Below are 13,475 nucleotides of genomic sequence, written 5' to 3'. Positions count from 1 at the left end.
ATCCGGCCCCCGGTCACGCGCGGGCGCCGCGGGTGCGCTCGTAGCGTCGGGGCATGGCAACTCAACCGCGCACCGCAGCGTCCTCGCAGTCCCGGTCCCCGCAGCCCCGCCGCCGCCCGCCCGGGTGGGCGCGCGTGGTGCTGGCCCTCGTCGCCTTCGCGGCCGCCGGATCCTCCCCGCTCCTGGCCGACCTCATCCCCCCGCTGCGCGACGCGCTGGCCTCGGACGACCTGGTCCCCGTCCTCAGCGCCCGGACGGTCCTGTCGCTGATCCCACTGGTCTTCTACCTCCTGTTCACCGCTGTGCTCACCCGCTGCGCGGACCACCGGCCGCTGCGCGCCGCGGGCCTGACGCTCAACCGCCGGGCGGCGAGCGCCTTCCTGGCGGGGACCGGACTCGCGGTGCTCATCACCGTCTGCCTCGCCGTCGTCTTCTACGCCCTGGGGATCGGAGGGGCTCCCGGCCTGAGGCGCCCGGATCTGACTGCCGGCGGCGCCCCCGTGTGGCTCGTGCTCGTCTTCATCCTCTCGAGGTGCTACGTGCTCCAGGGCACCGGGGAGGAGGCCCTCATGCGCGGATACCTTCTTCAGAGCCTGTCCGATCGGCCCGGGCGCGCCGTGTGGATCTCGACGCTGGCCTTCACCTCCCTGCACCTGATCTCCCAGGGCGGGCAGCAGAACGTCGCGGACCACGTGTTCTACCTCGCCACTCCCTTCGGCTTCGCCCTGACCGCGGCCTACCTCTCACTGGTCATGCGCAGCGTGTGGGCCGGGGTCGGCATCCACGGGGGCCTCCACCTCGGCAACGCCATCGTTCAGATGGTGGGTCTGGAAGCCTCGGGGCCGATCGTGTGGATCGTCACCGGGGCGGTCTTCAGCGGCGCCGGCCTGGTGATCGCCTCCCGCATCAGCAAGCAGCGGTGGGCCGAAATCGCCGCGCACGGCCCCTACTCCCCGCCGATCGACCGCTGAGCTCAGGTTCGCGCCGATAACCCGATAACCCGCCGAAGACATGCCCGCACGTGCATAGCGCAAAGTCCCCCGGCACCTGATGGTGCCGGGGGACTTGCCGCCGGTGCGGCGATGGTGGCGGGGGAGGGATTCGAACCCTCGACCTCCGGGTTATGAGCCCGGCGAGCTACCGAACTGCTCCACCCCGCGGCGGTGCCACCAACGATAGCCCCGACCGCCCGCGAACTCCAAGCCGCTGAGCCGTGCCCTTGCTCACCAACCCCTGCTCACCAAGACGGCAGGGGCGGGGGCCGACGACGCGCTCCCGGCGTCGTCGCCCCCCGCCCGGCGCGGCGCTGCGAGCCCGCTCCGGGAACCCGCCGGACCCCGTCACGCGGGCGCCCCGCGCCGGGCTTTCAGCCCTTGAGCCGCCTCTGGGCGTCGATGGCGCGGTCGACCGCGTCGGAGAGCCGGCTCTGCGCCTCGCCGAGCTTCGCCAGGTCGCCGTCCCTCATGGCCTGGTCGGCGTCCGTCTTGGCGGTCTGGGCGTCGGACAGGGCCGCATCCAGATCCGCCTGGGGGTCGCCGGTCGAGGTCCCCGCCGTCGGAGAGGCGGCGGCCGTCGGAGTCCGGGCCGCCGTCGGCGGGGCGGTGGTGGCCTGCGCCGTCGGCGCCTGAGTGGGCGCCGCCGAGGCGCCGCCCCCCTCCTCGCCGGACGGAGCGGTCGTGGTCGAGGTGTCATTGGCCGCCGCGGCGTCGCCGTCGACCGTCTCCTCCCCCGTGGTCGCGCCCGAGTCCCCGCCGAAGACCTGGTTGAGGGCCTCGGAGAGGGTGTCGGCGAAGCCCACCTTGTCGCCGAAGGCGACCAGGACCTTGCGCAGCAGCGGGTACTGGGTCCCCGAGGAGGACTGGACGTAGACCGGCTGGACGTAGAGCAGCCCGCCGCCCACCGGCAGCGTCAGCAGGTTCCCCTTGATCACCTGCGAGCCCTGCAGGCCCCCCAGCACGTTGAGGACCTGCGAGACTTCGGTGCTGGAGTTGAAGTAATTCTGCACCTGCCCCGGCCCCGGCACATTGGACGAGCGCGGCAGCTCCAGGAGCCTGATCCGGCCGTAGCCGGGATTGCGCACCCCCGCCTGGCCCGAGTTCGTCTCGGAGTCGACGGCGAGGAATCCGGTGAGCACGTTGCGCCCGGTGCTGCCGCCGGGGATGTAGACGCTGGACAGGGAGAAGCTCGCCGACTCCTGGCCCGGCATCTGCAGCGTGAGGTAGTAGGGCGCCTGCGGCGACTCCCCCACCTGCGAGGGGTCGGAGTCGCGGGTCGGGTCGTCGGGGACCTTCCAGAAGTCGCCGCCGGAGTAGAAGTCGGCGGCCGAGGTCACGTGGTAGCTGGCCAGAATGGTGCGCTGGACCTTGAACAGGTCCTCCGGGTAGCGCATGTGCGCCATGAGGTCGGCGCTCATCTGGCTCATCGGCGTCACCGAGCCGGGGAAGACGGCCTTCCAGGCGGCCAGGATCGGGTCGTTCTCATCCCACTCGTACAGCGTCACCGAGCCGTCGTAGGCGTCGACGACGGCCTTGACGGAGTTGCGCACGTAGTTGGACTCCTCCGGCGCCCCGAGCAGGTTCGCCTGTCCGGTCGCCTCCGACATCGTCTCCTCCAGCGACTCGTGCTGGGAGTAGGGGTAGTTGTTGGTCGTGGTGTAGCCGTCGAGGATCCACACGACCCGCTTGGGCGTGGAGGGATCGCCGTCGTGGTCGACGACCGCCGGGTAGGGGCTGCCGTCCAGGGTCAGCCAGGGGGCGACCTTCGAGACCCGCTCGGCGGGGTTGCGGTCGTAGAGGATCTGGGAGCCGGCGCGCACCTCCTGGGAGAAGAGGATGTTCATCTCCTGAAAGCGCACGGCGTACAGCAGCCGGTTGAGGGGGTTGGACACGTTCGGGCCCCCGTTGCCGGCGAAGGTGGTGTTGACCTGCCCGGAGGGCGCGGCGTCGTCGGGGTAGTCGAGCTCGTGCGGACTCCCGCCGTCGTCGCCGCCCACAATGGAGTACGACGGCGAGGACTGGCCGAAGTAGATGCGCGGCTCGTACTCGCCCAGATCGCCGCTGGAGGGGATCCCGCCCTCCCAGAACGCGGGCGAGCCGTCGGTGCGGGCCGTGTTGCCGTAGGCGGTGACGACGCCGTAGCCGTGGGTGTAGACCGTGTGCTCGTTGATCCACGTGCTCTGCCCCGACCCCAGGCCGTTGAGGTTGAGCTCGCGCACGGCGATGACCGTGTCCCGGCTGACCCCGTCGACCCGGTAGCGGTCGACGTTGAGCAGGTTGGCGAAGCCGTAGTACTGCTTGTTCTGCTGGAACTGGGTGAAGCTCGGCGAGACCTGGTTGGGATCCAGCAGGCGGATCGAAGTGGTCGACTCGGCGTCCTCCTTGAGCTGGCCCGCCGTCGCCTCCGTCACGGCCGCGTAGTTGGAGGTCTCGACCCCGTCCAGGCCGTAGGCCGCCAGGGTCGCCTTGATATTGCGGTCGATGTACTGCGACTCCTCCCGCTGGGCGTTGGGGTCGACGACGAACTTCTGAATGACCGCCGGGTAGGCCAGGCCGATGAGCAGCGCCGAGACCACCATGACCACCACGCCCGTCACGGGCAGCTTCCACGACCTGGCGCGCACCGAGGCGAGGAAGAGCACGGCGATGGCCACGGCGATGGCGGCCAGGATCGCATTGGCCGGGATGACGGCGTTGACGTCGGTGTAGCCGGCGCCGTCGAACTTGGAATTCGAGGAGTACAGGGCCGAGTAGCGGCTCAACCAGTAGCCGGCGCCCCGCAGCAGGCAGAACAGGGCGAGGAACACCGCCAGGTGCACGCGCGCGGCCCTGGTGAAGTGGGGCGAGCGCGCCACGGAGATGCCCCCGTAGAGGTAGTGGACGATGACGCTGGCCACGCCGGCGAAGATGACGACGCGGCCCAGGTAGGACATGACGACGTTCAGGACCGGCAGGATGAAGACGTAGAAGGACACGTCGAGGCCGAACTGGGGGTCGCTCACGCCGAAGGGCCGGGAGTGCAGGGCCAGGAGGATCTCGCGCCAGTGCGGGGCCAGCTCCCACAGCGAGGCCAGCAGCCCCAGCACCGCGGGCACGCCCCACACCAGGGGGCGGCGCAGCGGCTCGACGGCCGTGCGGTAGGCCTCCAGGTTGCGGGTGGCCTCGTCGTGCGGCAGGCCGATCTCACGGGACCGGTAGGCGGTGGTCATCGCGGCGAAGACGGCGCCGAACATCACCAGGAAGCCGATCACGAACAGGACGCCGGAGGCGATCCACTGGGTCCAGATGACCCGGGAGAAGCCGAGCTGGTTGAACCACAGCACCTCGGTCCAGGTCTGCGACAGGAACACGACGACGGCGCCCAGGGCGAAGAGGATGATCAGGGTCCACATCAGGGGGCCGGGGCGGCGCCCGGGCTCGCGCTCGCGGCGATCCGGGCGGGCGGGGCGGGAGGACCCCCCCGAACCGGACCCCGCGGAACCGCGCGAGGCGCGCGGCGGCCGGATGCGGCCGCCCCTGCCGAAGAGCGCGGCGGGGTCGAAGCCGAAGGGGTTGCCGAGGACGGGCTCGTCCTCCTCGTCGTCGGTCCGACGGCGACCGGCGTGCCGTCGGGGCTCGTCGGACGTCCCGTCGTCCTTGTCCTTGCGGGAGCGCGCCGGGCCGCCCGGGCGCGAGGAGTCGGCCTGGTGGAACCCGCCTCGCACGCGTTCCTCGCGGCTGGCGTCGTCGTTCGAGGCGCCGGGGGCGTCGTCGCCGTCGGGCTTGTCGTTGGATTCGTCGTCGGGCCTGGTGCTCACGATCACTCCGTGTCTGGGGAGGCGCGCGCGGCGCGCGGAACTTGCGGCGCGAGGAGCGCCGAACGGGCCCATCGTCCCACAAGTCGCGGCGGGCCCAAAAACCCGCGCCGCGCCGGGGCGGGGAACCGGCCGGGACCGCGACGCCCGCCGCGGCATCCGCCATTGCGCCTGCTCCACTGAACCCACCGCGGTGCCCACCACTGCGCTCTTCTCGCGCTGGCCCCTGCGCGCCCCGCCCCGGAGGCCGAAGACGCGGTCCGGGACCCGGGGCGCCGTCCGTCGGCGTGTCTCCGCCCCGGGGGGAGTCGGCCGACAGCATCCCGGCCGTCGCGCAGGCGGGGGCGCGCCCCTGCTCCCTGGGGGAGTCGATTCGGTGATGTCACCTCAGGTCGCATTGTGCGAGGCGGGCTCGCGCGGATCGAGCTGGGGCGGATTTCGTCGCGCTGGGCTCGCACGGCGCGAGGTGGGGTGGACTGCGTCGCGCTGGGCTCGCATTGCGCAAGCCGGACCCGGCCCGCACCGGCCCCCGGCCCCGGGATCTCGTTGAGCGGAGCTGGAATTACGCAAGCCGGACCCGCCCCGCCCCGCCCCGCCCCGGCTCGGGCCGCCATCACCACCTGACCGGAAGAACACCACATCAAGAGACTTGACTCGCTGGCCCGGTCTCGACCGCGCCACCCCGGTCTCGACCAGCCTGAGCCCGGCCCCGGGCTGGCCCGGGGCCGGCGGGGTGTTCCAGTTCGCGGGTCCGTCGTCGTCCCCGCCAGCGCCGACTCGGGGCCGTCGCGAGCCCGGTCCCGGTTCCCACCCCATCCCGACTCGTCCCGGCCGGGTCCGCAAGATCGCCGGATAACCCGCGAGCACGTCACTTGACCCGCGAGCACGTCTACCAGAGGTACGTTCTCGAGGGTTACCCGGCGATCTCACGGACCGGGCGGCGCCCGCTGCCGGGGCGCACCCGGCCCGCCGACACCCGCCCGCAAAACCGACGCCCACAAACGCACCGGCGCCGGAGCAAGGATCCACGCGGGCGCGGCGACGAGCCCCGACCTCCCGCCGGCGGACCGCAGCGACCTCGAGGACCCGCACAGGCGCAGCGACGAGACTCCGGCTCCGATAACGCGCGCCCGATTTACGTCATCACGACCCCCCGCTGCCACAACCAGAACCCCGTCGACTTTCGGGCCGGCGCGGATCCGGCCAACGGGGCCCGGGCCGGGGCGGGGCGGGTCCGGCTTGCGTAATTCCAGCTCCGCTCAACGAGATCCCGGGGCCGGGGGCCGGTGCGGGCCGGGTCCGGCTTGCGCAATGCGAGCCCAGCGCGACGCAGTCCACCCCACCTCGCGCCGTGCGAGCCCAGCGCGACGAAATCCGCCCCAGCTCGATCCGCGCGAGCCCGCCTCGCACAATGCGACCTGAGGTGACATCACCGAATCGACTCCCCCAGGGGCAGAGCAGCGGCGCCGCCTCCCGCTCGGCGCCGGGACAGCACCCGTCGCCGGGTCGTCGCCGCGGCGCATCGTCACCCGCCTCCCGCTCGGCGCCGGGACAGCACCGCCGCCCCGCGTCCTCCCGCGCCATCACGCCAAGGGACTCAACGACTCCTGCATCAACACGCCCTAGGCTCGGCCCGTGAACGCTCAGCGCCCCCACGGTCCGACGCCCTCCCGCCGCGCCCTCGCCCGCGTCGTCGTCGAGATCGAGCGGCGCGCCGCGGCGCGCGGCTGGGACGCGCCCGTCGGCGTCTTCGCCCTCGTGCGCACGGCGGCGGCCCTGGCCCAGGACCCGGATCTGGCCCGGCTCCTGGACGCCGCCGCCATCGAGGAGGCCCGCGCCGACCCCTGCGCCCTGACGGTCATCGAGCAGGAGGGGCTGCCCCCGGCCGCCGACCTGGGGGACCTGCTGGGCCGGCTGGCCTGGCCGTCCGCCGTCGACGGCGCGGCGGTGAGCGTGGAGCGGATCATGGTCGGCCCGGCGTCCGAGGCCGGGGCCGAGGCGATCGAGGACCCCGACGAGCGGATCGCCTTCCTCCGGGCCCGCCCCGACCGGCAGGACGTGCGCCTGGTGGCGGGCGTGCTGCGCTCGGGCGAGTCCTGGTGCGCGGTGCGCGCCCGCAGCCGGGACAGCGACGGGGCCGTCGTCCAGGGCGAGGCCGTCGTGCCCGGCCTCGTCGAGGCCCTGGCGGCCACCTTCGCGTGAGGATCCGGGCGGCGCGGAACCACCGGCGGAGGCGCGGCCGTCGGCCAGCCGGAAGTTCCGGCCGGCGCCCGTCGGGAAGTCCCGGCCACGGCTGAGGCCCGGGCCGACCAGACGGCCGTCGCCGTCGGCCTGTCAGTCCTGCGCCTGGTCCCCCAGGCCCTGCGGATCGTTCTCATCGGCCTCCCGGGCGCCGTCGGCCCAGCCGAGCGTCCCGTCCAGCAGCGAGGCCAGGTCCGCGTCGATCTGGGTGTCCATATCCGCCGCCGCCCGCCGCATGGTCAGGAAGTCCTCGGGACTGGCCAGCTCGGCGGCGGAGGGCATGACATCGGGGTGGAGCCAGAAGGCGTCGCGCTCGGCGTCGCCCACCTCCTGCCCCAGGCGGGTCCACAGGGCGGCGGCCTCGCGCACGCGGCGGGGGCGGAACTCCAGGCCGATGAGCCGGGAGAAGACCTTCTCGGCGGCCCCGCCCTGGATGCGACGACGCCGGATCATCTCCTGCAGCGGCACGGCGTGCGGCAGGTGGGGCGCGGTGGCGCGGGCGGTGACGACCTCGACCCAGCCCTCGACCAGCGCCAGGAGGGTCTCGACGCGCTCGAGGGCGTCCTTCTGGGCGGCGGTCTCCCGGGGGGCGAACATGCCGGACTCCAGGGCCCGGCGGATCGCCTCGGGGTCGTTCGGGTCGATCTGGGAGACGGCGGCCTCCAGGGCGTCGGTGTCGATGGCGATCTCCCGGGCATAGGCCTCGACGGCGCCCAGGACCTGGCCGCGCAGCCAGGGCACGTGGGCGTACAGGCGCGCGGTGGCCGCCTCCCGGACGGCCAGGAACATGCGCACCTCGTCCTCCTCGGACACCAGGCCCTCGGCGAAGTCCGTCACACCCGCCGTCACGAGGGCGGTGCCCGGCTCGCGGGTCAGCGGCAGCCCGACGTCGGTGGCGGAGACGGCCTCGGCGGCGAGCTCGCCGATGGCCCGGCCGAGCTGGAGCCCGAAGGCCGTCCCGGCCATGGACCGCATAATGCCGCCCAGGGCGCCCACCTGGCGGACGACGTCGTCCTCCTCGGGGGCCAGCCGGCTCATCTGGCTCTCCAGCGCGCCGGCGAGGGCCTGCGTCGCCGCGGCGGCCACGGGCGCGCACAGCTCCTGCCAGGTCGGCAGGGTCCGCTCCACCCAGTCCGACCGGCTCCAGGCCTCCCGCGCGCCGGGGGCGGGCATGAAGTCGGTAGCGGTGTCGAGCCACAGGTCGGCCACCCGCAGGGCCTGGCGGGTCCCATCGGCCAGCGCCGCGGTGACCTCGGGGTCGCCCTGGGCGCGGACGGTCTGCAGGGCCAGGTCCTTGCCCATGTCCCAGTTGACGGGCTCGTCGGAGGCCGAGTCGAGCATCTGCTGCATCTGGGCGCGCAGCGCCATCATCTGCCCGGGACTCATCGAGGACAGGTCGGGCATGGCGCCCATGCGGGCCAGCTCGCCGGGGTCGATCCCCGAGGCGCGCAGCGCGCCCACGGCGTCCGCCGCCACCTGCTGACCGAACAGGGAGGCGAGCATGCGCTCGATCTCGTCGTAGGGGTCCTCACTCATGGGCTTCCTCTCGCGCTCGCGTGTCCGGGCTACCGGAACGCTCCGATCGTGCCATGCATTCCTGAGCATCGACCATGAACCTGCGCATTCTCAGTTCCGTGCGCCATGATGGGCGCCGTGACCACCCACGCCACCCCCGAGCCCGACTCCGTCCGGGAAGACGGCGCCCTCGACCGGCCCGAGCCCGACGCCGCCCCCTCCCTCCCCTCGGCCGAGCCCCTCCCCCCGGCCGGGGCCGACGACGCGATGCCCCAGCCGTGGCGCCCGAGCCGCCGCCTCATCGTGCTGCTCACGATCCTGGCCGTCGTGGTGGCGGTCATCGTGGCGGCGGCCACCGTCCCCATCAATATGGTCATCGAGGCGCCCGGCCCCACGTGGAACGTGCTGGGCAGTGCCGACGCCGACGGCTCGCAGGGCTCGGACGGCCAGAGCTCCGTCATCAACGTCACCGGCGCCCGGACCTACCCGGCCGACGGCGCCCTGCGGATGACGACGGTCTCCGTGCGCGGCTGCCCCGGCTTCCCGGTGACGACCCTGGACGTCATCCTGGCCTGGTTCGACGACGACAAGACGGTCGTGGATCGCAATACGGTGTGCCCGGAGTCGATGAGCGCCCAGGAGGTCGAGCAGGTCAACCAGGCCCAGATGACCAGCTCCCAGGACGCCGCGGTGGTGGCCGCCCTCATGGAGACCGGCCTGGCCACCCGCATGGTGCTCCAGGTCGAGGGCCTCGCCGAGGAGCAGACCTCCACCGAGATCCAGGTCGGCGACGTCCTGACCTCGATCGCCCCGGAGGGCGGACCCACCACGCAGGTGACCGATTTCGGCCAGCTGCGCGCCCTGCTGACCACGATCCCCCCGGGCACGCGGGTCACGCTCGGGGTCGAGCGGGACGGCGCCGCCGTTGAGGCCCACCTGACCACCATCGTCCCCAAGGACGCCGACGGCGACGGCAATCCCGACTCGGAGGGCTCCCTGCTCGGGCTCGTCCTCAGCGCCCGGGCCGACTCCGACATCGACGCGACCTTCGGGCTCCAGGACGTGGGCGGGCCGAGCGCCGGCAGCATGTTCGCCCTGGGGATCGTCGACTCCCTGACCCCGGGCGACCTGACCGGGGGCAAGGACATCGCCGGCACCGGCACCATCGCGATCGACGGCCAGGTCGGGGCGATCGGCGGGATCCGCCAGAAGATGGCGGGGGCCCGGGCCGCGGGCTCCGACTACTTCCTCGCCCCGGCGTCCAACTGCTCGGAGGTGATCGGCCACGAGCCCCGGGGCATGGAGGTCTTCGCCGTGTCCACGCTGCACGAGGCGGTCGGGACCGTCGAGGCGATCGCCGCCGGCGACACCTCCGGCCTGGCCACCTGCGAGACCGTCGTCGCCGCCCCCTCCTCCTGACCGCCCCGCCCCTCCCCTTCGCCGCGACCGGCGGAAACGACGCGCGAGACCGGCGGAGAACGCGCCCGGCGCCCGAGTTATCCACAGGTTGCGGGCGGCGTCTGGCGCCGGCGGCGCTCGCGTGCCACGCTCGTAACCGCCCCGGCCCGGCGAGCCGGGCGCCGAGCGGCCCGCGCGGGCGGACGCCGCGCTCGGCGGCGCCCCGCCGGGCCGGGCACCGAGGAGGGACCATGCGCGTGCGCGGAGACGCCCCCGTCCTGTGGCGGACCACCGGGCAGACCCAGATCGGCGTCGAGCCGGGACGCTCCCTCGTCCTGACCGGGCTGACCGCCGCTGAGCAGCAGCTCCTCGACCACCTGCCCCGCAGGATGTCCCCCGACGACGTCTACCGGGCCTCGCGCCGCTGCCGCGTCCCCCTGCCGCGCGCCCAGGACCTCCTGGGGCGCCTGCGCGCGGAGGGCGTCCTGCGCGGAGCCGGCTCCAGGCCGACGACGCCCGAGGAGCAGTACTGGGAGCGGCTCGTCCACTCGCCCCGCTCCCGCGCGGTCCGCCTGCGCGCCAAGAGGGTCGCGCTCTTCGGCTCGGGCCCTCTGGCCCACGAGCTCGCCGCCCTGCTCGCCGAGGCCGGCCTGGGCGCGGTCCTGCCCGAGGACGAGGCCGTCGGGGCGCAGATCGTGGCGCGCTTCCCGGGCACCGACACCGGCGCCCCGCTCGACACCATCCCCGACCTCACCCTCACGCTGGACCCGCACGTCATCGACCCCGTGCGCGCCCGGGCCCTGGCCCAGGCGGGCGCGCGCCACCTGCCCGTCACGCTGCGGGAGGTGTCCGTGCGCGTCGGCCCCCTGTTCGAGCCCGACCGGCCCGTGTGCCACGACTGCCTGGACCTGTGGGAGGCCGACGCCGACGCCTGCTGGCCCGCCATCGCCACCCAGGCGCGGCTCCTGCCCGAGCCCGTGCTCGAGCGCCTCCTGCTCCACCAGTGCGCGGCGCTCGCCGTGCGCGCCGCCCTCGACTGCCTGGGCGACGCCCCGGACCGGTGGCGGGCCGTCAGCACGGAGCTGAGCGCCGACGAGCCCCTCGGCGTCGAGCGCCGCTGGAGCCCCCACCCCCGGTGCCTGTGCTCCCAGACCTCCCGGGCCGCCGGGACCGCCGGGACCGCCGGGGCTCCCCGGGCTCCCCGGGCCTCCCGGAGCGCCGGGGCCTCTCGGACGGACCCCCGGGCCGCCGGGCGCCCGGCCGCGTCCGGCGTCGACATCGCCGTCGTCGCGCCCGCTACGCCCCGTGCTCCCGCACGATCCGCAGCAGCTGGTCCCCGTACTCCTGGAGCTTGACCGGCCCGACGCCGTGGATGGCGGACAGCTGGGGGAGCGTCGTCGGCTTGATAATGGCGATCGAGCGCAGGGAGACGTCGGCGAAGACCGTGTAGGGCGGGCGCGACCTCTCCTTGGCCACCGCCTGGCGCCAGGCGCGCAGCTCCTCGAACAGGGCGACCGTGGCCGGGTCGTTGTCCTGCTCGAACTCCAGGGCGGCCTGCTTGCGCGTCGTCCTCGCCCCCGCCCCGCCCGCGCGGCGGCGCGCCCCGGCCTCCTCGTTGACGGGCCAGATCCCGGCCAGGAAGCGGGAGGGCTTGCGCGAGGCGCGCCCGCCGGCGTGCCGGGCGCGCGCGTAGGTGATGACCAGGTGCTCGCGGGCCCGGGTGACCGCGACGTACAGGAGGCGGCGCTCCTCCTCGACGGCCTCGGGCCCCTCCGCCAGGTTGATCGGCAGCAGGCCGTCCGAGGCGCCGACGATGATGACCGCGTCCCACTCCAGACCCTTGGCGGCGTGGATGGTGGACAGGGTGACGCCGTCGACCGTGGGGGCGTTCTGGGCCTCCGCCCGGTCCCCGAGCTCGCGCACCAGGCCGTCCAGGTCCGTCCCGCGCACCCGGGCGAGCTCGTCGGCCAGGTCGACGATGGCGTTGAGGGAGTCCCAGCGCTCGCGCACGGCGCCGCGCTGGGCGGGCGCCTGCTCGGTCCAGCCCTCCCGGCCGAGCACGTAGCGCACGTCCCGCCCGAGGTCGCCGGTCAGCTCGGCCCGCTCCGTGCGCATGGCGCCGCGCAGGGCGACCATGGCGCGGCGCACCTCGGCGCGCTGGAAGAAGCGGGCGCCCCCGCGCACGAGCAGGCCGATGCCGGCCTCGGACAGGGCCTGCTCGACGGGCTCGGACTGGGCGCCCGTGCGGTAGAGGACGGCGATCTCGCTCAGCGCCACCCCCGCGGCCCGCAGCCGGCGGACCTGGGCGACGACCCCGGCGGCCTCGGCCTCGTCGTCGTCGAAGGCCTCGAAGCGGACGGCCGGGCCGGAGGGGCGCTGGGCGACGAGCTCGACGGCGCCGGCCGGCAGCACCAGCCGACCGGCGCGCCGCGAGCGCGAGAGCACCCGGTTGGCCAGGGACACCACCTGCGGGGTGGAGCGGTAGTCGCGGGTCAGGCGCAGGGTGCGGGCGCCGTCGAACTCCCCGGTGAAGCCCGTGAGGTAGTCGGGTGTGGCGCCGGTGAAGGAGTAGATCGTCTGGGAGACGTCGCCGACGACGCACAGCTGGGAGCGGCGCGGCCCGAGCCACAACCGCAGGAGGCGGTGCTGGAGCGGGGAGACGTCCTGGTACTCGTCGACGACGAAGTGCTTGTACTGGCCGCGGACCTGGGCCGCGATGTCCTCGCGGCTGCGCAGCATGCCGACCACGGACAGCAGGACGTCCTCGAAGTCGATGACGCCGCGCTCGTCCTTGGCGGCCTCGTAGCCGGCGTAGACGCGCGCCACGGCGTCCGCGTCGAGGCCGCCGATCTCGTCGCGCCGCGCCGCCCGGGCGCGCTCGGCGTAGACGGCGGGGCGGATCATGGTGACCTTGGCCCACTCGATCTCGGCGGCCAGGTCGCGCACGAGGGCGCGGTCGGAGGGCAGGCCCAGGCGCCGCGCCGCGACGGCGACCAGTCCGGCCTTGTGCTCCTCCAGGGGCGGGCGGCGCCCGCCGACGGCGCTGGGGTAGAAGTAGTCGAGCTGGCGCAGGGCAGCGGAGTGGAAGGTGCGCGCCTGCACTCCGCCCACGCCCAGGTCGCGCAGGCGCGAGCGCATCTCGCCGGCGGCGCGGGCGGTGAAGGTGACGGCGAGGACCTGGGTGGGGTCGTAGGCGCCCACGGCGACGCCGTAGGCGATCCGGTAGGTGATGGCCCGGGTCTTGCCGGTGCCGGCGCCCGCGAGCACGCACATGGGCCCCTCGAGGTGCTCGGCCACCGCCCGCTGGTCGGGGTCGAGGGCGTCGAGGAGCTCCTGCGGGCTGCGCGGGCGCGGCGCGGCGGGGCCGGGCGCGGGGCTCGGGTCTGTCTGGCTCATCGGGTCCAGCCTGCCACGGGCCGCCGACACGGGGGTGGACCCGGCCCGTCCGTCGCGCGCCGGGCGGCGGGCGCGGTCCGTCGCGCAACGTGCCGGGCGGGGCCGCGACTCCGGCGACGCGCCGGACCGGCGGCCC

Annotated in this window: 7 protein-coding genes and 1 tRNA gene; 4 read left to right on the top strand and 4 right to left on the bottom strand. The window is 74.4% G+C overall.

All coding sequences use genetic code 11. The features are described 5' to 3' along the window. The first annotated feature begins 53 nt into the window (after window positions 1–53). A complete protein-coding gene (locus G446_RS0102965) occupies window positions 54–971 on the top strand; it encodes a CPBP family intramembrane glutamic endopeptidase (RefSeq protein WP_026409020.1) in 918 nt (305 codons plus the stop codon). A gap of 112 nt (window positions 972–1,083) precedes the next feature. On the opposite strand, the gene G446_RS0102960 is transcribed toward G446_RS0102965, so the two are convergent. Together G446_RS0102960 and G446_RS0102955 are read right to left on the bottom strand one after the other, a co-directional pair. Continuing rightward, window positions 1,084–1,160 (bottom strand) — tRNA-Met (locus G446_RS0102960). 206 nt (window positions 1,161–1,366) lie between these two features. Continuing rightward, window positions 1,367–4,792 carry a UPF0182 family membrane protein gene (locus G446_RS0102955; RefSeq protein WP_026409019.1) on the bottom strand — a complete coding sequence of 1,142 codons (3,426 nt, stop codon included), beginning with the start codon at window positions 4,790–4,792 and terminating at the stop codon, window positions 1,367–1,369. Window positions 4,793–6,424: 1,632 nt separating this feature from the next. Between G446_RS0102955 and G446_RS0102950 the strand changes: the two genes are divergently transcribed. After that, entirely contained in the window at window positions 6,425–6,991 is a 567-nt protein-coding gene (locus G446_RS0102950; protein WP_026409018.1) for a PPA1309 family protein, read from the top strand. A 132-nt stretch (window positions 6,992–7,123) separates the two neighbouring features. On the opposite strand, the gene G446_RS0102945 is transcribed toward G446_RS0102950, so the two are convergent. Further along, a complete protein-coding gene (locus G446_RS0102945; RefSeq protein ID WP_026409017.1) occupies window positions 7,124–8,566 on the bottom strand; it encodes a zinc-dependent metalloprotease in 1,443 nt (480 codons plus the stop codon). Between the two features lie 108 nt (window positions 8,567–8,674). On the opposite strand from G446_RS0102945, the gene G446_RS15590 reads away from it, so the two are divergent. Together G446_RS15590 and G446_RS15585 are read left to right on the top strand one after the other, a co-directional pair. After that, complete coding sequence (locus G446_RS15590) at window positions 8,675–9,964, top strand: YlbL family protein (RefSeq protein WP_084778929.1); 1,290 nt, start codon at window positions 8,675–8,677, stop codon at window positions 9,962–9,964. Between the two features lie 230 nt (window positions 9,965–10,194). Further along, window positions 10,195–11,298: a thiamine biosynthesis protein ThiF gene (locus G446_RS15585; protein WP_211228226.1), complete on the top strand. Its 1,104-nt coding sequence runs from the start codon at window positions 10,195–10,197 to the stop codon at window positions 11,296–11,298. On the opposite strand, the gene G446_RS0102930 is transcribed toward G446_RS15585, so the two are convergent. Beyond that, on the bottom strand, window positions 11,240–13,339 hold the full coding sequence (locus G446_RS0102930; RefSeq protein ID WP_026409016.1) for an ATP-dependent DNA helicase UvrD2: 2,100 nt from the start codon (window positions 13,337–13,339) through the stop codon (window positions 11,240–11,242). The two genes, G446_RS15585 and G446_RS0102930, sit on opposite strands and share 59 nt — an antisense overlap. Window positions 13,340–13,475: the final 136 nt, after the last annotated feature.

Source organism: Actinomyces dentalis DSM 19115 (genome assembly GCF_000429225.1).
GTDB lineage: Bacteria > Actinomycetota > Actinomycetes > Actinomycetales > Actinomycetaceae > Actinomyces > Actinomyces dentalis.
The sequence above is the reverse complement of the archived record's forward strand: the minus strand, read 5'-3'. Positions and strand labels throughout refer to the sequence as shown.